Raw genomic sequence first — 17,866 nt, 5'->3', positions numbered from 1 at the left:
ATGGCGAAACAGGACTACGGCCAAAAGCGTCGCAGCGGCAGCAGCGCCAGTCGCAAGCCGGCACGCCAGCCAGCACCGCGGCGTGCACCTCCTCCGCCACCACCCCGGCGACTGCCCTTGGGCCTGACGCTGGTTACTCTGGCGGTTGTAGCCGGGCTGGCTTATCTGCTGTACTTCCTGCTGAATACGCCTCCGGACGCTGCCGCACCGGCAACAGAACCGGCCGCCAAAGCGGTTCAGCCAGTCCCTGCCAAACCGGCAGTCAAATCCGAGCCGGTGCCGGTGGTCGAGCCGAAGGAAAGCCGCTTCGAGTTTTACGAGAAGCTGCCCAAGGCAGAAATAGTGGCACCCAAGGTCGAGGCCTACAAGTCAACGCCCAAAGACGCCGTTATGGAGCACCGCTATCTGCTGCAGGCAGGATCCTTCCGCGACCCGGCCGATGCCGAGAGAATGCGGGCGCGGCTGATCCTTGAAGGCCTGCCGGGTGTACGTACTGACCGCAGCGAAGGCAGCAACGGTACTTGGTATCGAGTACGCATCGGGCCGTTTGATAACCGTACCGCCATGAACCAGGCCAGCAATCGGCTCGGCAAGCTGAGCATCATCCCGATGGAAGTCCGGATCGACTGATCCGGGCTTCCCCCTTGAAATCCGCCCGCATGCATCCATATCTCTTTCAATTATCGGGCTGAAGGATTTTTTCTGTTATGACAACGATAGTATCAGTACGCCGTGGCGATCAGGTTGTGGTCGGCGGTGACGGTCAGGTCTCACTTGGCAATACCGTCATGAAAGGCACTGCACGCAAGGTCAACATGCTGGCCAAGCACAAGGTCATCACCGGCTTTGCCGGGGGCACTGCCGATGCCATTACCCTGCGCGACCTTTTTGAGCAGCAACTGGACAAACACCAGGGCAATATTGTCAACGCCGTAATTCATCTGGCGCGCGAATGGCGCTCCGACCGGGTTCTGCGTCGGCTAGAAGCTCTGATGCTGGTGGCCAATCACGAAAAAACCTACCTGATCTCCGGCAACGGTGACGTGATCGAACCGGAAGACGGCGTCATCGCCATCGGCTCCGGCGGCAACTATGCCCTCGCTGCCGCCCGTGCACTGGTGGACAACACCGATTTGAGTGCCCGTGAAATCGTGGAAAAAAGTCTGCATATTGCAGCCGGCATCTGTGTCTTTACCAATGACAACCTGACCATCGAAACCCTGGCCAACAGCCGCGAGGAGAAGTGAATATGTCCAACATGACCCCGCGCGAGATCGTGCATGAGCTTAACCGCCACATCATCGGTCAGGACGATGCCAAGCGCTCTGTCGCCATCGCGCTGCGCAACCGCTGGCGCCGCATGCAGCTGAATGAAGATCTGCGACCGGAAGTAACGCCAAAAAATATCCTGATGATCGGCCCCACCGGCGTGGGCAAGACTGAAATAGCCCGCCGCCTGGCCAAACTGGCGAACGCTCCGTTCATCAAGGTCGAAGCCACCAAGTTCACCGAAGTGGGCTACGTGGGCCGTGACGTGGAAACCATTGTGCGTGACCTGACCGAGATGGCCGTCAAGATGGTGCGCGAGCAGGCGATGGAACAGGTGCGCTTTCGTGCTGAGGAAGCCGCTGAAGAACGCATTCTGGACGCCCTGCTGCCGCCAGCCCGCCCTACCGGTTTCGGTGACGAACCGCAGCCGAGCAAGACCGACAGCGCCACTCGCCAGGTATTCCGCAAGAAACTGCGTGAAGGCCAGTTGGATGACAAAGAGATCGATGTCGAAGTGGCTCAGCCGCAGGTGGGCGTCGAGATCATGGCACCTCCGGGCATGGAAGAGATGACCAGCCAGCTGCAGAACATGTTTTCCAACCTAGGGCAGGAGCGCAAAAAAAACCGCCGCCTGAAGGTCAAGGAAGCGTTCAAACTGCTCACCGACGAGGAAGCCGCGGCACTGGTCAAGGAAGAAGAGACCAAGCAGAAAGCGGTCGAAATGGTGGAGCAGAACGGTATCGTGTTCCTCGACGAGATCGACAAGGTATGCAAGCGCTCCGACAACGGCAGTGGTGACGTCTCCCGCGAAGGCGTACAGCGCGACCTGTTGCCGCTGATCGAGGGCTGCACCGTCAGCACCAAATACGGCATGGTGAAAACCGACCATATTCTGTTTATCGCCTCCGGCGCCTTCCATCTGGCACGCCCGTCAGATCTGATCCCCGAGCTGCAGGGCCGCCTGCCGATTCGCGTCGAACTGAATGCTCTGACACCCGAAGACTTCCGTCGCATTCTCACCGAACCCAAGGCCTCATTGACCGAGCAGTACAAGGCGCTGCTGGCCACCGAAGGGGTCAGTGTCGAATTCCGCGACGACGGCATCGCACGCATCGCAGAGCTGGCGTTCCAGGTCAACGAGAAAACCGAAAACATCGGTGCACGCCGCCTGCACACCATGATGGAACGCCTGCTGGATGAGCTGTCCTACATGGCCTCCGACAAGTCGGGTGAAACCGTTCTGATCGATGCCGCGTATGTGAATGAGCAGCTTGGTGAACTCAGCCAGGATGAGGACCTGAGTCACTATATCCTTTGACAACCATCTGTAATGACACGACCGGGGCTGCTGAGCCCCGGTCTGCCGGAGCCCCACCATGATCGTACAGGTTCCCCTGCCCTCCGATATCCGCCTGCACCTGAAATCACGCACCCTGGAGCTGGTCTATGCCGATGGTACTTTTGAACTCACGGCCGAGTTTTTGCGGGTACACTCACCCTCTGCCGAAGTGCGAGGTCACGGTATCGGCAACGGCGTACTGCAGACCGGCAAAAAACATGTGGGTATCAAAGGTGTTGAGCCCGCTGGCAACTATGCACTGAAAATCACGTTTGATGACGGTCATGACTCCGGGCTGTACACCTGGGAATATCTGCATGATCTGGCCCATAATCAGGCTGACTACTGGCAGCGCTATCTGGAGCAGCTCAAGGCCGCCGGTGCCTCACGCAACAACGGCCTGATCGCACGCGGTTAAGTGGCAGCCAGCGGCGTGCGACAAACGCCGATACGCGGAGTAGAATGATCTCATCAGAGTAAACGTCGGACAGAACAGCATGTCAGAGCAGAAAGAGAACAAGACCACTCACTTCGGCTACCAGGATGTACCCGTTGAAGAGAAGGTAAAACGCGTGGCCGATGTATTTCACTCGGTTGCAGGCAAATATGACCTGATGAATGACCTGATGTCCGGCGGTGTTCATCGTCTATGGAAACGCATCACGATCGATCAGAGCGGTGTGCGCCGGGGTCACAAGGTGCTGGACATTGCCGGCGGCACCGGTGATTTGACGCGCAAGTTTGCCCGCATGGTCGGCCATGAGGGCAAGGTTGTACTGGCCGACATCAATGATTCCATGCTGAAGGTGGGCCGCGACAAGCTGCTGAATTCAGGCGTGGGCGGTAATGTGGAATATGTTCAGGCCAACGCCGAATGCCTGCCGTTTGATGACAACACCTTTGATGTCATCACCATCGCATTTGGTCTGCGCAACGTGACTGATCAGAATGCGGCGATCGCCTCCATGCTTCGGGTCCTCAAACCCGGCGGCAAGCTGATGATTCTGGAATTTTCCAAAACCAATAACCCGGCTTTTACCAAACTGTATGACTTTTACTCCTTCAACATCCTGCCGCAGATCGGCAAGGTGGTTGCGGGTGATGCCGACAGCTACCGCTACCTGGCCGAATCGATCCGCAAGCATCCAGATCAGGAAACGCTCAAGGGGATGATGGAGCAGGCCGGCTTCGTCAACTGTCGCTACCAGAACATGACCGGCGGCGTGGTCGCGCTGCATACCGGCATCAAGCCCTGAGCGGAGGTCTCTGCATGGTAACGGGGATGATCGGTGCAACCCTGCTGACACTGGCAGAAGAAAGTCTCAACCGGATTCTGGCTCAGGACCCGGTCACCCTGCAGCGACTTGCAACCCTGTCTGGCCGTGAAATCGCCGTTCATTGCACCGCTCCCGAATTTCAGCTCTACCTGCTGCCCCATGCACAGGGCATCGACCTGCTGGGGCAAAGTGCCACGGCAGCCGATGTTACTCTGCACGGCTCGGCACTTAACCTGATGCGCCTGCCCTCGGCCGGCAATGCGGTTCTGTTCGGGCAGGGCGTTCGTATCGAGGGCGACAGCGGCTTGGCACACACACTGCAGCAAATTCTGGCCGATAGCCAAATCGATTGGGAAGCCTGGCTTGGAAATCTGATCGGCGATACGGCGGCACACCCGCTGGCACAATTGATGCGCAATACCGGTCAGCAGCTGCAGCGCACGGGCTCAAGCTTCATGCACAGCCTGGAAGAGTACCTGCACGAAGAAGCCCGATTACTGCCCACACGAGTCGAGATCGAAATCGCACAGGACGAGATTGATGCCCTGCGCGCCGCCACTGACCGACTGGACGCCCGTATCAGCCGACTTGAACGGCTGCGTGCCTCAGCCAAAGACTGACCCGCCTCGATGCCCTTCCCGAGACCCTTTGCATGAACAGGGCAATAGCCGGTAGTGATCGCCTTAGCGCACTGGATGCACTGCGCGGACTCGCTGCATTGGCCGTGGTGCTGTTCCACTACATCTACTGGTATGACCGTCTCTATGAGCATGACTTTACCCCCTGGGCACTGGTTGAAGCCGGTCGCTACGGGGTACATCTGTTCTTCATGCTCAGCGGTTTTGTCATATTCATGACCCTGGAGCGCACCCCGGCCCCACATCTGTTTGCCATGGCTAGGGCCTTTCGCCTGTTGCCGGCACTCTGGGCAGGCATAGCACTTACCTTTGCCAGCGTTCACTGGCTGGGGCCGGCAGACAGAGCCGTGAGCCTCGGCACGGCACTGCTCAACACTACCCTGCTGCATGAGTACCTGGGCCTTGAACATGTAGACGGCGCCTACTGGAGCCTTGTGATCGAAGCCACCTTTTACGTCTGGATCGCACTGCTGCACTACGGGGTGCGTGACTGGAAACGTATTCGTCCAGTGTTATGGGGATGGGTGCTGATCAGCTATGCAGCAGTACTGACATGGAAACAGATACCTGACAGCCTGGCGTTCATCCTCAAGGATTTGCTGCTCACCCGCTACGCTCCGCTGTTCATCAGCGGCATGCTGATCTACCGCTGGTACCGTCATGGCCGCCCAAACCTTGCTGAGCAGGCACTGCTGGCACTGGCGATAGGGCACAGCCTGCTCAGCTACAAGACACCATTCAACCTGGTTGTATTTGCCAGCTACGGCATTTTCATGCTGGCCGTACTCGGGCGGCTGGACTGGCTGTGTCGAGCTCCCCTGCTCTGGCTGGGACGCCTGTCCTACAGCCTGTATCTGGTGCACCAGAACATCGGCTACGGCATTATCTCTGCCGCCTACCGTGCAGGATTGCCCGGCTGGGTGGGAATTATACTGGCATTGTCCGCGGCCGTTGGCGTTGCCATATTGATCCATCGGCTGATCGAACAACCGGCTCTCAGTTGGTTCAGAGGGCGATTCCGCCCCCATGCAGAAGCGGAAAGCACCGGAAGGGTTTAATTCAGAAGGGCTTGACCACAACGAAGATCAGAATCGGGATGAATATCAGCAGCGGCAGTTCATTATAAAGTCTGAAATACCGCCCGCTGCGTTTAAGCTCACCGCGCTGCATCTGTTTCAGATAGGCACGACACCAGAAGTGGTAGCCAATCAGAAAACCGACAAACAGCAGTTTCGCGTGTAACCAGCCACCGCTCCAGCCATATCCCAGCCAAAGCCAAAGTCCCAACCCCAGCGTAAACACGGCCATGATCGTCATGAAACCATAGAGCTTGCGCGCCATGATCTCCAGCCGGGATACATCCTGGCCGGCCTCTCGGCCCTCAACATAGTGCACGAAAATACGCGGCAGATAGAAAATACCGGCCATCCAGCTGGTCATTGCCAGTATATGAAGCATTTTGTACCAGAGCATGATGTCTCCTTGATTGATCCTGCCACTACCTGAACATGCGCCGCCATGCGGAACGTATCAGTGATTGTTGACCCGGGTATCGACCCGTAAAAGATCAACCAGTTCCACCCGCAGTTCGTCGCCCGGTCGTACAGGCCCAACCCCTGCCGGGGTACCGGTCAGCACCACATCGCCTGGCTGCAGCGTAAACCATTGGCTGATGTAGCTCAGCAGCTTCAGCACAGGAGTGAGCATACGGGCGCTGTTGCCATCCTGACGTACCTCACCGTTGACGCTTAAACGGATCTGCACATCGGTCAGATCACCGGCTGTCGCCGGCGACAGAAATGCGGAGAGCGGGCAGGCACCATCAAATGCCTTTGATTTCTCCCAGGGGTGCCCTTTCTGTTTCAGCTGATCCTGTACTTCACGCAGGGTCAGATCCAGCCCTACACCAATACCGGCAATGGCACGTTGGGCACGCTGTTCATCCGCCTGCGTCAGGGTTTCGCCAATCAGCACCGCCAGTTCAGTCTCGAAATGCACGGCGCCCAAACCGGCAGGAATATCGAAGGGCTCTTCCAACGGTACCAGCGAGGTGACCGGTTTGATAAACAGAATCGGCTCGGTCGGCACCGGGTTGTTCAGCTCTTTGGCATGGTCGGCATAGTTGCGTCCGACACACACCACCTTGCCTGTGGGTAACTCAATCAGGCTGGCATCGGCGTTGCGGTGTTGATAACTCATTTCGTCTGCTCCGGCTGGACATCTAACGCAATCTTAGCAGAATCACGCCCTGTCTCGACCGCCAACTTAAGTGATCGCAACCATATACTGAGCCCGAAGGTCAGCAACAGGATCAGCCATGAGCCCAGAATAACCCCTGGCCAGCCGAGCCACTCCCAGAACGGGTTCAGGTAAAAGCCACCAGCACTGGCGCCGCTGTAGTAAAACAGCAGATAGAGAGAAGAAGCACTGGCACGGGCACGTTGTGCATTCTGACTCACCCAGCTGCTGGCACTGGAATGAGCAAAGAAAAAGCCGAAACTGTTGACCAACAACCCCAGCACGATCATCAACAAGGAGTCGACCAGCGTCAGCAACGACCCCAGCATCAAGATCAGGATACCTGCCGCCATACAGGCTGGCTGCGACCAGCGCTGCCCGGCCCTGCCCGATATGGAAGAGCCGAACGTGCCGCTCAGGTAAGTCAGAAACAACATACCCAGAAGGCTTGCCGGCAGGGTATAAGGCGCATCGGCCAGTACAAAGGTGATATAGCTGTACTGATTCACGAAGATAAAGAAGTTGAAGCCGCCAATCAGGTACGCCAGCAACAGCAGTGGGTTACGCAGATGCCCGCCCAGATCAGCCGCCATCTGGCGTGGCCGCAGAGGGCGCGGCTCAAAATGTTGCGACGGTGGCAGCAACAGGGCAAACAGCAGCAGACAGGTGATGCTCAGCAGTGTCATTACCAGAAATGCCTCCGACCAGCCCAGCCAGTCACCCACAAAGCCACCTATCAGGCGGCCGCTAATCCCGCCAAGACTGTTGCCACCGATATAGAGCCCGACTGCCAGCAACATCGCCTTGCGGCTGAACTCATCTCCCATCCATGCAATGGCGATAGCCGGCAGGCCTGCCAGCAGTATCCCCTGCACTGCACGCAACACCAGCATGCTGGTGTAATCTTTGGTAAACGACAGCAGCAGTGTCAGCAGCGTTGCGCCACTCATGGTTAACAGCATGATCCAGCGACGTCCCAGAGCATCCGATAACGGCCCCCAGAACAGCAATGACAGCCCCAGCGTCAAAGTGGTGACGGTAAAGGTCCATCCCGCCGCCAAAGGTGACACATCAAATGCCTGCGCCAGCATCGGTAGCAGCGGCTGGGTCACATAGACATTGGCAAAAATCATGAACGACCCCAAACAGAGCGCCAGTGTGGCACGCCAGAACAGGGGATTGCCGGACTCGATCATGCAGTACTCCAGATGGTAAAAACTGGTGTCACCCTAACAGCCGGGATATGATCAATAAAATATATAGTTATTATCCAACACATAAGAAACTCTTATATGGATATTCGCAGTCTGCGTTATTTCATGACCGTGGCTGAACTGGGCGGCTTCAGTGCTGCTGCCGAGCAGCTGCATGTTGCTCAGCCCGCCGTCAGCATGGCGATTCGCAAGCTGGAACAGTCGCTGCAACTGCAGCTGTTTCATCGCAATGAACGCCGTGTCAGCCTCACCGATGAAGGTCAGGTGCTGCTGCGTCATGCCCGCGCCATTCTGCAGGCGGTACGGGATGCCGAGCGCGAGATGCATGAACTGCATGCGCTGGAACGCGGTGAAGTGCGCGTCGGTGTGCCCGGTATGTTGGGGTCCTATTACTTCCCGCCCATTTTGATGGCTTTTCGCCATCGTTACCCACAGCTGCGGCTGGAAGTGGTTGAAGCCGGAACGCGGCAGCTGCAGCAGATGATTCACCGCGGCGAAATCGATATGGGCGTCATCGTGGCGGATACGCCACCGGATGATCTGGAAACCCACAGTTTCTTCCAGGCCCAGATGATGGCCATCATGCCGGCGGATCACCCATTGGCCACGCGGGACAACATCAGCTATGACGCCTTTTTCACCGAGGAGCTGGTCCTGTTCAAGGAAGGGTACTTTCACCGTGAAGTGATCGACCGGCTCAGCGCCGAAGCCGGCGTCAGTCCCCATATCGGTTTTGAAACCAACCTGATTCCATTGATCAAACAGATCGTCAGCCACGGCTTTGGCATCACCACCCTGCTGGAGATGGTAGTAGCCGACGACCCACAGCTGATCGCCCTGCCCTTTGAGCAGCCGGTCTGGCTTGATCTGTCTTTGGCCTGGCGTAAGGGCCATCTGCTGTCACGTGCCAACCGCACCTTTGTCGATTTCGTATTGGAGCAGGCCGGCAACGGCTGATGACAGCCGCTGCCGTCAGGATTATCATGCTGTCCCATTATCCCGGCCTCATGGCCTCTGTTTTAAGGAGAGCACATGCTCAGCACCAACAGCTACTTTGACGGCAAGGTCGTCTCCATCGCGTTTGAACCCCCCGAAGGCCCTGCCACATCCGGTGTGATGGCCGCAGGTGAGTACACCTTCGGCACCAGCCAGAACGAGCGCATGATCGTCACTGCCGGCGAGCTGATTGTACGCCTGCCGGGCAGCGAAGAGTGGACCTCATTCCCGGCCGGCACCGAGTTCAACATCACCGCCGGTGACTCCTTCGATCTGCAGGTCAAAACCCCCACCGCCTACCTCTGCTACTACAGCTGAGCGCATCGGAGCCGGCCTGCCCGGCTCCCTGCTGCATTTTCATTCAAGCACGGCTGAATATTTTTCCCGCTCGCAACGGTCTGTCTCGGCACACAAGCGGTTCAGGTTTGTGCTAGAATCCCCGCTTTAATTTTCCTGGCTGGACGAGTTTCCGCCCAGCTGCAGCATGAGTCACAGACGATGAGCAAAACTACTTCTCTGGATAAGAGCAAGATCCGGATTCTGTTGCTGGAAGGCGTGCACCAGTCCGCGATCGACACGCTGAACGCGCAGGGCTACACCAACATCGAATTCCACACCGGATCACTGCCCGAAGAAGAGCTGATCGAGAAGGTGCGCGACGCCCATTTTGTCGGCATCCGCTCCCGCACCCAGCTGACCCGTAAGGTATTCGAAGCGGCCGAAAAACTGGTTGCCGTGGGTTGCTTCTGCATCGGTACCAACCAGGTCGACCTGCAGGCTGCCACTGAAGGCGGTATTGCGGTATTCAACGCGCCCTACTCCAACACTCGCTCCGTGGCCGAGCTTGTACTGGCCGAAGCGATCATCCTGCTGCGCGGCGTGGCCGAAAAGAACGCCAAAGCACATCGCGGCGTGTGGCTCAAGAGCGCCAACAATTCCTATGAAATCCGTGGCAAAAAGCTGGGTATCGTCGGCTACGGCAGCATCGGCTCCCAGCTGAGCGTGCTGGCCGAAGGCCTCGGCATGAATGTCTACTTCTATGATGTCGTCACCAAGCTGCCACTGGGCAACGCCAAACAGGTCAGTTCAATGCCTGAACTGCTGGGCATGTGTGACATTGTCACCCTGCACGTACCTGAACTGCCGTCGACCAAGAACATGATGGGCGCCACCCAGTTTGACCAGATCAAACAGGATGCGATCTTCATCAACGCCGCACGCGGAACCGTGGTCGATATTGATGCCCTGTGTGAAGCTCTGAAAGCCGGCAAATTGCTGGGCGCCGCCATCGACGTATTCCCGGTCGAGCCGCGCTCCAACAATGACGAGTTCATCAGCCCGCTGCGTGAGTTCGACAATGTGATCCTGACCCCGCACGTGGGCGGCTCCACCATGGAAGCACAGGAAAACATCGGTTATGAAGTGGCCGAAAAGCTGATCAAGTACAGCGACAACGGTTCTTCCATCACCTCTGTCAACTTCCCGGAAGTGGCACTGCCGGAGCATCCGAACAAGCACCGCCTGCTGCACGTACACGAGAACATCCCGGGGGTGCTCAGCCAGATAAACACCGTGTTCTCCGAGAACGGCATCAACATCTCCGGCCAGTATCTGCAGACCAACGACAAGGTTGGCTACGTGGTGATCGATGTAGACGCTGACTACTCCAAACTGGCACTGGAAAAACTGCAGCAGGTCAACGGCACCATTCGTTGCCGCCGCCTGTTCTGATCATCTTTCCGGTGCTGTTTTGAAAGGCAGGCCTCCTCGGCCTGCCTTTTGCGTTTGGGACGTGTCTAACCGTAACCACCTTCCCTGCCACACCAAACCGTGTCACAGTCAGCTAAAATTCACTGAGTCACGCTAGAATGCTCGAAAAGGCATTGTGCCTTCCTGTTCCTAGACCCTGTGCGGACTTCCTGGATGATCCGATCAATACTGCTGACGCCGATAGTGTTTCTTCTGCTGGGGCTGGCCACCTCTCTTTCGGCAGCAACGCCAGAACTGGTAACGCAGCTGGAAAGACAAATTGAGCAGCTCAGCCAGGATGAAAGTGGCCAGCCCCCATTGCGCGATCTTTATCAGCGCACCCTGAGCGCCATCAAGGATCAGCGGCAATATCAGCAACGTGCCGAAGCCCTGCAGCAACAGCTCGAACGTCAACCCGCCGCACTGGAAGAACAGCAACGCCAACTGGAACGTCCCCTGACACCGATCGACATGCAGTCATTGCAGGCTCTCGATACGGTCAGTCTTGAGCAACGCTTGACCCTTAAGCGGGCCGCTCTGCTGCAGCTGGAGCAGCGCCGTGACCAGCTGTTGCAGCAGACAGAGCTCAATGAGCAGAAGCTGGTGTCCCTGCGTGAGCAGCTGGCAGACTTGAAACAGACATCACCTCGCATTCCCGACTTTCCCGGTGAGGGCGACAGCCAACTGACCGATGCACGTCTGCAGCTGAAAAATGCACTGCAGGAACGTCACAACAGCCAGATACAGGCGCTGGAGCTGGAGTTGCTGGCACTGCCGGGTGAAAGCGAACGCGCCCGGCTGGAACTGCGTCATTTGCAGCAGCAGCTGACCTCCGAGAGCGAACAGCTGACGCAGATGCAGCAGCTGTTGGAGCAGAAGCGACAGGATGAACTGCAAAACACCCTGAGCAACCTGATTCAGGCAGGTGCCGAAGCCACGCAGCCCGGGCCGATACGGGAGTTGATCGAGCGCAACCGCGAACTGACCGAGCAGCTGGGGCAACTCAACGAGCGCAGTGCGGCCGCTACCCGCAGCCGCAATGCGCTGGAGCAGGAGTTGAACCTGGTCAGCCAAAGTCTCAAAACCGTCCAGCAACAGCTGGAGCTGGACAGTTACAGCGCCAGCTATGAGTTGCGCCGTTTCACCCAGTCCCTTTCACGACCGGTCGACACGCTGTCCACACGGCAGATGCTGAACTCCTTACGCCTTGGCAGTCTCGACTTCAACCGTTTGCGGGCACAGCAGGATGCACAGACCAACACCGAACAGGCTTCCCTGTCCGCTGCACAACAGCAACAGCTGACGCAGCTGCAAGCCAGTCAGGAAAACCTGCTCAGCCGGATACAGGAGCGCCGGCAACAACTGATCGGTGAGTTGTCACAACTTCTAACCGTTCAGGAACAGCTCAATGAGCGAATTTCACAGGCTCGAGGCCTGATTGCACGCCAGTTGCTGTGGCTGCCGGTGGTCACTCCCATATCTGCCTCCTGGCCTGGGCAGGTTGTCTCCGGCTTCAGCCTTCTGTCACAGCAACTGAAGCCCATGCCACAAACCGCGGTATGGAATGAGACTCCTCAACTGGGGTTGAGCGTGATCATGTTCGTCATGAGCCTGTTGTTGGCATTCTGGCTGCAGCGCTATCAGCGCCAGAATCGCGCCCGCTGGGTACGCGAGCTGGGCAACGTAGTGCATGACCGTTTTGCCCGCACATTGCGTCTGTATCTGCTCGCTCCTTTGATTGCAGCCCCCTTGCCGCTGCTGTTGATCCTGTTGCGCGAACACAGTCTCAATCCATCGCACCCCGATCACTTTGCGCTGCAACAGCTGATGCTGCTCTGGGCTGCCAGTCTGCTGTTGTACGGCACTGTACTGCAGTGGCTACGGGTCCCTGATGGCCTTTTCTGCGGTCATTTTGCAACCCCCGAAGCGCTTGCCAAACGCCTGAAACGACAGCTGCATCTGCTGTTCTGGCTTGGCACCCCGTTACTGAGTCTGTGGCTGCTGATCGACAGCTACAACTCTCCCGAACTGCAAACCGGTCTGGGGCGGCTGATCTTCCTGCTGCTGACACTTTCCCTGATTCTGTTCTGGCGCGGTATCTGGCGTGTCAGCCATGAGCTGAATCAGATGACACAGGGCCGGCGCTGGTGGCAGAGCGCCCACCTTTGGATCGCGATGTTGATTCTGTTCAACATCGCCATGTTCCTGCTCGGTGTCTGGGGCTATATCCTCACCGCACTGTTCTTCATGCTGATCCTGCTGGTGGTGATTCTGCAGGTGCTGGGCGCCTTTCTGGTGTTCAAGCTCGGCCTGCGCTGGCTGTTGATCGCCGAGCGCCGTCTGGCGTTCAGCCGCGCCCGCGCTCGCAGGGCCGAGCTGGTGGCCGCACGCGAAAACAGTGAAGACAACAGTGCACCGCTAAAGGAAAACTACCTTGATCTGCAGACCATCTCAGATCAGTCTCGGATACTGCTGAAAAGCCTTACCCTGCTGCTGCTGGGCATCATGCTGTGGCTGACACTGGGCGATTTCCTGCCGACACTGCAGGTACTGGAAAGTGTACAACTCTGGAGCAGCCTCTCTCAGCAGGGGGCGGAACAGATACTCACCCATGTCACTCTGCGTGATCTTATCCTGGGGTTGCTGGTGCTATGGATCAGCATTATGGCGGCCCAGAACCTGCCGGGGCTGCTGGAACTGCTGGCCCTGCGCCACCTCGATCTGACACCCGGTACCAGCTACGCCATCACCACCCTGCTGAAATACACCCTGATTCTGGTTGGTGTGCTGGTTGCCATCAGCCAGTTCGGGCTGGAATGGGGCAAGCTGCAATGGCTGATTGCCGCTCTGGGTGTGGGCCTGGGCTTTGGTTTGCAGGAGATCGTAGCCAACTTCGTCTCGGGCCTGATTATCCTGTTTGAAAAGCCGGTCCGAATCGGTGACACCGTCACACTGGGCGATGTCACCGGTACCGTGTCCCGTATCCAGATCCGGGCCACCACCATCACCGACTGGGACCGCAAGGAGGTGATCATCCCCAACAAGACGTTTATCACCAATCAACTGATCAACTGGTCACTCAGCGATGCCATTACTCGGGTCGTAATCAAGATCGGTATCGCCTATGGCAGCGACGAGGAGCTGGCCGAAAAACTGCTGCTGGAAGTCGCGCACAACAACCCGCGCGTGCTTGATGATCCCGAACCCGATGCCTATTTCAGAGAGTTCGCCGACAGCAGCCTGCAGATCGATCTGCGCGTATTTGTCAGCACTATGTCCGATCGCGTCCCGGTTACGGATGAGCTGAACAAGGCAATCAACAAAACGTTCAATGAAAACGGCATCGAGATCGCGTTCCCGCAGCTCGATGTACACCTGCACCGCGCCAAGCCGACCCCAGGCCCCGAAACTGCCTGAGCTGCAGCGGAAGCGAGTGCATCAACCGGCCTGCGGGCCGGTTGTTCTAAATTTACGACAAGCCGGGGTCGGTACAGTGCAGATGCACACATACCGGAATACACACTGACCGTCTTGTAAAAAAACAACCAAACATTCGCGAAAAACTGTCAACAACCCGCGATCTTTCACTAAAACCCCACCATTGAGCCACTTCTTCATACTTTAGGCGCAAACGCGGGACAGGCGCGTTTTTTTGCGCTATTTTCGCAATGCACAATCCTTTGATGGACAGTTATTCCTGCTGCTGCCGGACTGCACCGGAGCAGATGATTCAATCAATTGGGGCAAGAAGATGAGCCAACGGGTACAGGTCGGTGGCCTGCAGGTCGCCAAAGAGCTTTACGATTTCATCAACACTGAAGCACTGCCGGGCACCGGCGTCGAGGTGGAGCAGTTCTGGAGCCGCTTCGACAGCATCGTGCACGACCTCGCACCGCGTAACCGTGAGCTGCTGGCCAAACGTGACGCCTTGCAGGCACAGATCGATGCCTGGCACCGCGACAACCGTGGCACTGCCTTCAGTTTTGATGCCTACAAATCCTTCCTGCAGGAGATCGGGTATTTGCTGCCCGAAGGCGAAAACTTCACCGCCACCACCGAGAACGTGGACCCGGAAATGGCTACCATGGCCGGCCCCCAGCTGGTCGTACCGGTGATGAACGCCCGTTACGCACTGAACGCGGCCAACGCCCGATGGGGCAGCCTGTACGATGCACTGTACGGCACCGATGCCATATCGGAAGCGAACGGTGCCGAGAAGGGGCAGGGCTACAACCCGGCTCGTGGAGCCAAGGTGATCGCCTTCGGTCGTGACTTCCTTGATCAGAGCGCCCCGCTCAAGGATGCATCGCACAAGGATTCGGCCGGCTACAGCATTCAGAACGGCCAGCTGTGTGTTGTGCTACGTGATGGTGGTGAAACCGGTCTTGAGGACAGTGCCCAGCTGATCGGCTACAACGGCAGCGCCAGCAACCCGACCGCCATTCTGATCCAGCACAACGGTCTGCATTTCGAAATCCAGATCGACCGCGACAGCCAGATCGGCAAGTCCGACGCTGCCGGCGTGAAGGACATCCTGATGGAAGCGGCGCTAACCACCATCATGGACTGCGAAGATTCGGTTGCCGCCGTCGATGCCGAAGACAAGGTACTGGCCTACCGCAACTGGCTGGGCCTGATGCAGGGCACCCTGACGGAAGAGATCCAGAAAGGTGGCAAAACCTTCACTCGCCGCATGAACCCGGATCGCGAGTACACTGCGGCAAATGGCGGCAGCCTGGCGTTGAAAGGCCGTAGCCTGATGTTCGTGCGCAACGTGGGCCACCTGATGACCAACCCGGCCATCATCGACCGCGACGGCAACGAGATTCCTGAAGGCATCATGGATGGCGTGGTCACCACCCTGATTTCATTGCACGATATCAAGGGCAACGGCCCGTTCCGCAACGCCACCACCGGCTCCATCTACATCGTGAAGCCGAAAATGCACGGCCCGGAAGAAGTAGCCTTCGCCAACGAACTGTTCAGCCGTGTGGAAGACGCCCTTGGCCTGCCCCGTTTCACCATGAAGATGGGCATCATGGACGAGGAGCGCCGCACCACCGTCAACCTGAAAGAATGTATCCGTGCCGCCAAGGAACGCGTGGTGTTCATCAACACCGGCTTCCTCGACCGTACCGGTGACGAGATCCACACTTCCATGGAAGCCGGCCCGATGATTCGCAAGGGCGACATGAAAGGCGCCGCCTGGATCAAGGCTTACGAAGACTGGAACGTCGACACCGGCTTGGCCTGTGGCCTCAGTGGTCGTGCCCAGATCGGCAAGGGCATGTGGGCGATGCCGGACCTGATGGCCAACATGCTGGAACAAAAGATCGGCCACCCGATGGCCGGTGCCAACACCGCCTGGGTACCGTCCCCGACGGCCGCTGCCTTGCACGCCCTGCACTATCACCAGGTGGACGTTTTTGCACGCCAGCAAGAGCTGAAGAACCGCACCCGCGCCAGCCTGGACGATATTCTGACCATTCCGGTTGCGCAGAATCCCAACTGGAGCGCCGAAGAGATCCAGCAGGAACTGGACAACAATGCCCAGGGCATCCTCGGCTACGTGGTACGCTGGGTCGATCAGGGTGTGGGCTGTTCCAAGGTACCGGATATCAACGATGTGGGCCTGATGGAAGACCGTGCCACTCTGCGCATCTCCAGCCAACACATTGCCAACTGGCTGCACCACGGCATTTGCACTGAAGAGCAGGTAATGGAAACCTTGCAGCGCATGGCAGCGGTGGTAGATCGTCAGAACGCCGGTGATGCCCTGTATCAGCCGATGGCGCCGAACTTCGATGACAGCATCGCGTTCCAGGCTGCCTGCGAACTGGTGCTCAAGGGTTGTGAACAGCCCAGCGGCTACACCGAGCCGGTGCTGCACCGCCGTCGTCTGGAACTGAAGGCCAAGCAGGCCGGCTGAACCAGCTTCAAGCGTGTATGCAATAAAAGCCCCGCAGGCGAGAGTCTGCGGGGCTTTTGTTTATGAGTAAGCGCTATGCCTGATCAGTCCCTGAACTTGTCATGGCAGGCCTTGCAGCTTTGTGCCACGCGCCCCAGCAGCGGCCTCAGTTGTTCGCGCCCCTGCCCCTGTGAAGCCGCTTCATTCAATGTCATCAGGCGAACCTGCATCTCACTCATCAGGTTGTCGAAGCGCGATTTTGCTTCCCATATCTGCCATGACGCTCTTGTTTCCACGTGGCTGCTTCGACCGCTCGCCGGATCCGTGAAGCCTTCCCCCGTGAGATGACTGAGGAATACCAGCCGTTCAGAACGCTGCGCGAACTCTTCGGCATCAAACGCCACCCGCCCCTGCGCCATCGCGGCCAGCGGCCCAAGATTCCATTCCATCGCCGTGAACACACCCTGGCGGTACTCAATGGCGGCGTCCAGATCCGACTCTGCCATAACGGGCAGTATCGACACACTCAACACCACACCCAGCAAGACAGCTTTAATGTTCATTCGCTTCACCCTAAATCGCACGATCAAAATACAGCTCTACACCACCCAGCTCGGCGACCTCCTGCAACCACTGTTGCAGCCGTGGCGGGAACGTCAGGCCTTTCACCATCGTGAGATACTGCAACGGCGGAAAATTCATAACATCGTTCCAGCTCAAGGTGTGGCCTTGCTCTGACGGCAGCGTTAACGGCGGCAGTTCCGCCAACACACGCTCGATAACAGCTTTATGCGCTTCGGTTTCAGCCAGCGCCTGCTCAAAGCTGAGCCCCAACATCGCTTCCTTGTTATGACGGAAATAGTCCCGCGCCGATTCAGTTGCGAAGGTTTTCATACCGATTTGAGTCACTCGGGGAAAGGTCAGCGCCCAGCTGTGCGCCTGAACCGGCTGCAGCCGAGGCTGGGTTGCTTCAGCAAGTTGCAGTGGACGCAGCGTTTTGGGCCCCTCCCCCAGCTCATCCAGCAGTTTGGCAATATCCATGCTCTCACCTATGGCCACACCCTGATGTTCAAAGATCGGCACCATCTTCTTGCCGATCAGACGCTGGCAGCTCGCCTCATCATCATTGAGCAACACCACCTGCTCAAGATCGCTGACCTGTCGGTAGTGCGCCACCATCAGGGTGCGAATGCAAAAGGGGCAGTGGTCGTAAACATACAATCGTGACACAGGCTATC

Annotated in this window: 17 protein-coding genes; 12 read left to right on the top strand and 5 right to left on the bottom strand. The window is 57.8% G+C overall.

Going from position 1 to position 17,866, the window contains the following annotated elements:
- The 7 genes from BLV48_RS13025 to BLV48_RS12995 all read left to right on the top strand — a co-directional run bounded on the left by BLV48_RS13025 (position 1) and on the right by BLV48_RS12995 (position 5,581).
- Entirely contained in the window at positions 1-630 is a 630-nt protein-coding gene (locus BLV48_RS13025) for an SPOR domain-containing protein (protein WP_091827228.1), read from the top strand.
- Between the two features lie 77 nt (positions 631-707).
- Positions 708-1,247 (top strand): ATP-dependent protease subunit HslV, encoded by a 540-nt coding sequence (gene hslV / locus BLV48_RS13020; RefSeq protein ID WP_091827227.1) that lies wholly within the window; start codon positions 708-710, stop codon positions 1,245-1,247.
- 2 nt (positions 1,248-1,249) lie between these two features.
- Positions 1,250-2,587 (top strand): ATP-dependent protease ATPase subunit HslU, encoded by a 1,338-nt coding sequence (gene hslU / locus BLV48_RS13015; RefSeq protein ID WP_091827226.1) that lies wholly within the window; start codon positions 1,250-1,252, stop codon positions 2,585-2,587.
- Between the two features lie 58 nt (positions 2,588-2,645).
- Entirely contained in the window at positions 2,646-3,026 is a 381-nt protein-coding gene (locus tag BLV48_RS13010; protein WP_091827225.1) for a gamma-butyrobetaine hydroxylase family protein, read from the top strand.
- Between the two features lie 79 nt (positions 3,027-3,105).
- The gene (ubiE, locus tag BLV48_RS13005) at positions 3,106-3,864 is read left to right on the top strand and encodes a bifunctional demethylmenaquinone methyltransferase/2-methoxy-6-polyprenyl-1,4-benzoquinol methylase UbiE (RefSeq protein WP_091827224.1); all 759 of its coding nucleotides are present in this window, start codon (positions 3,106-3,108) and stop codon (positions 3,862-3,864) included.
- Between the two features lie 14 nt (positions 3,865-3,878).
- Positions 3,879-4,505 carry a ubiquinone biosynthesis accessory factor UbiJ gene (locus BLV48_RS13000; protein WP_091827223.1) on the top strand — a complete coding sequence of 209 codons (627 nt, stop codon included), beginning with the start codon at positions 3,879-3,881 and terminating at the stop codon, positions 4,503-4,505.
- 32 nt (positions 4,506-4,537) lie between these two features.
- A complete protein-coding gene (locus BLV48_RS12995) occupies positions 4,538-5,581 on the top strand; it encodes an acyltransferase family protein (protein ID WP_091827222.1) in 1,044 nt (347 codons plus the stop codon).
- Between the two features lies 1 nt (position 5,582).
- On the opposite strand, the gene BLV48_RS12990 is transcribed toward BLV48_RS12995, so the two are convergent.
- Genes BLV48_RS12990 through BLV48_RS12980 form a run of 3 tightly spaced genes read right to left on the bottom strand, consistent with a single transcriptional unit; the run spans position 5,583 to position 7,957 of the window.
- On the bottom strand, positions 5,583-5,996 hold the full coding sequence (locus tag BLV48_RS12990; protein WP_091827221.1) for a CopD family protein: 414 nt from the start codon (positions 5,994-5,996) through the stop codon (positions 5,583-5,585).
- Between the two features lie 57 nt (positions 5,997-6,053).
- Positions 6,054-6,722, bottom strand: coding sequence for a fumarylacetoacetate hydrolase family protein (locus tag BLV48_RS12985; protein WP_091827220.1), 669 nt, complete (start codon positions 6,720-6,722; stop codon positions 6,054-6,056).
- Positions 6,719-7,957 (bottom strand): MFS transporter, encoded by a 1,239-nt coding sequence (locus BLV48_RS12980; RefSeq protein ID WP_091827219.1) that lies wholly within the window; start codon positions 7,955-7,957, stop codon positions 6,719-6,721. Before BLV48_RS12980 ends, BLV48_RS12985 begins: the two co-directional genes overlap by 4 nt.
- A 96-nt stretch (positions 7,958-8,053) precedes the next feature.
- Between BLV48_RS12980 and BLV48_RS12975 the strand changes: the two genes are divergently transcribed.
- The 5 genes from BLV48_RS12975 to BLV48_RS12955 all read left to right on the top strand — a co-directional run bounded on the left by BLV48_RS12975 (position 8,054) and on the right by BLV48_RS12955 (position 16,649).
- Complete coding sequence (locus BLV48_RS12975) at positions 8,054-8,932, top strand: LysR family transcriptional regulator (protein WP_091827218.1); 879 nt, start codon at positions 8,054-8,056, stop codon at positions 8,930-8,932.
- A 75-nt stretch (positions 8,933-9,007) separates the two neighbouring features.
- Positions 9,008-9,289, top strand: a complete 282-nt coding sequence (ppnP, locus tag BLV48_RS12970; protein WP_091827217.1) for a pyrimidine/purine nucleoside phosphorylase — start codon at positions 9,008-9,010, stop codon at positions 9,287-9,289.
- Positions 9,290-9,469: 180 nt separating this feature from the next.
- On the top strand, positions 9,470-10,702 hold the full coding sequence (serA, locus tag BLV48_RS12965; protein WP_091827216.1) for a phosphoglycerate dehydrogenase: 1,233 nt from the start codon (positions 9,470-9,472) through the stop codon (positions 10,700-10,702).
- Positions 10,703-10,894: 192 nt separating this feature from the next.
- Positions 10,895-14,137 (top strand): mechanosensitive ion channel domain-containing protein, encoded by a 3,243-nt coding sequence (locus tag BLV48_RS12960; protein WP_091827215.1) that lies wholly within the window; start codon positions 10,895-10,897, stop codon positions 14,135-14,137.
- 334 nt (positions 14,138-14,471) lie between these two features.
- Positions 14,472-16,649, top strand: coding sequence for a malate synthase G (locus BLV48_RS12955; RefSeq protein ID WP_091827248.1), 2,178 nt, complete (start codon positions 14,472-14,474; stop codon positions 16,647-16,649).
- Between the two features lie 83 nt (positions 16,650-16,732).
- On the opposite strand, the gene BLV48_RS12950 is transcribed toward BLV48_RS12955, so the two are convergent.
- The gene (locus BLV48_RS12950) at positions 16,733-17,191 is read right to left on the bottom strand and encodes a c-type cytochrome (protein WP_091827214.1); all 459 of its coding nucleotides are present in this window, start codon (positions 17,189-17,191) and stop codon (positions 16,733-16,735) included.
- A gap of 10 nt (positions 17,192-17,201) precedes the next feature.
- Positions 17,202-17,858, bottom strand: a complete 657-nt coding sequence (grxB, locus tag BLV48_RS12945) for a glutaredoxin 2 (RefSeq protein WP_091827213.1) — start codon at positions 17,856-17,858, stop codon at positions 17,202-17,204.
- Positions 17,859-17,866: the final 8 nt, after the last annotated feature.

The organism is Marinobacterium iners DSM 11526 (assembly GCF_900107855.1).
In the GTDB taxonomy this organism is placed as follows: Bacteria; Pseudomonadota; Gammaproteobacteria; order Pseudomonadales; family Balneatricaceae; genus Marinobacterium; species Marinobacterium iners.
Note: the sequence above shows the minus strand (reverse complement) of the source record. Positions and strands in the feature narration are given on the sequence as shown.

Bases quoted from the DNA above. Each gene is read 5' to 3' on its own strand.
- BLV48_RS12975 (WP_091827218.1), top strand. From the start codon at position 8,054: ATGGATATTCGCAGTCTGCGTTATTTCATGACCGTGGCTGAACTGGGC.
- BLV48_RS12950 (WP_091827214.1), bottom strand. From the start codon at position 17,191: ATGAACATTAAAGCTGTCTTGCTGGGTGTGGTGTTGAGTGTGTCGATA.
- BLV48_RS13010 (WP_091827225.1), top strand. From the start codon at position 2,646: ATGATCGTACAGGTTCCCCTGCCCTCCGATATCCGCCTGCACCTGAAA.
- BLV48_RS13025 (WP_091827228.1), top strand. From the start codon at position 1: ATGGCGAAACAGGACTACGGCCAAAAGCGTCGCAGCGGCAGCAGCGCC.
- ubiE (WP_091827224.1), top strand. From the start codon at position 3,106: ATGTCAGAGCAGAAAGAGAACAAGACCACTCACTTCGGCTACCAGGAT.
- serA (WP_091827216.1), top strand. From the start codon at position 9,470: ATGAGCAAAACTACTTCTCTGGATAAGAGCAAGATCCGGATTCTGTTG.
- ppnP (WP_091827217.1), top strand. From the start codon at position 9,008: ATGCTCAGCACCAACAGCTACTTTGACGGCAAGGTCGTCTCCATCGCG.
- BLV48_RS12980 (WP_091827219.1), bottom strand. From the start codon at position 7,957: ATGATCGAGTCCGGCAATCCCCTGTTCTGGCGTGCCACACTGGCGCTC.
- BLV48_RS12985 (WP_091827220.1), bottom strand. From the start codon at position 6,722: ATGAGTTATCAACACCGCAACGCCGATGCCAGCCTGATTGAGTTACCC.
- BLV48_RS12960 (WP_091827215.1), top strand. From the start codon at position 10,895: ATGATCCGATCAATACTGCTGACGCCGATAGTGTTTCTTCTGCTGGGG.
- BLV48_RS13000 (WP_091827223.1), top strand. From the start codon at position 3,879: ATGGTAACGGGGATGATCGGTGCAACCCTGCTGACACTGGCAGAAGAA.
- BLV48_RS12955 (WP_091827248.1), top strand. From the start codon at position 14,472: ATGAGCCAACGGGTACAGGTCGGTGGCCTGCAGGTCGCCAAAGAGCTT.
- BLV48_RS12990 (WP_091827221.1), bottom strand. From the start codon at position 5,996: ATGCTCTGGTACAAAATGCTTCATATACTGGCAATGACCAGCTGGATG.
- hslV (WP_091827227.1), top strand. From the start codon at position 708: ATGACAACGATAGTATCAGTACGCCGTGGCGATCAGGTTGTGGTCGGC.
- hslU (WP_091827226.1), top strand. From the start codon at position 1,250: ATGTCCAACATGACCCCGCGCGAGATCGTGCATGAGCTTAACCGCCAC.
- BLV48_RS12995 (WP_091827222.1), top strand. From the start codon at position 4,538: ATGAACAGGGCAATAGCCGGTAGTGATCGCCTTAGCGCACTGGATGCA.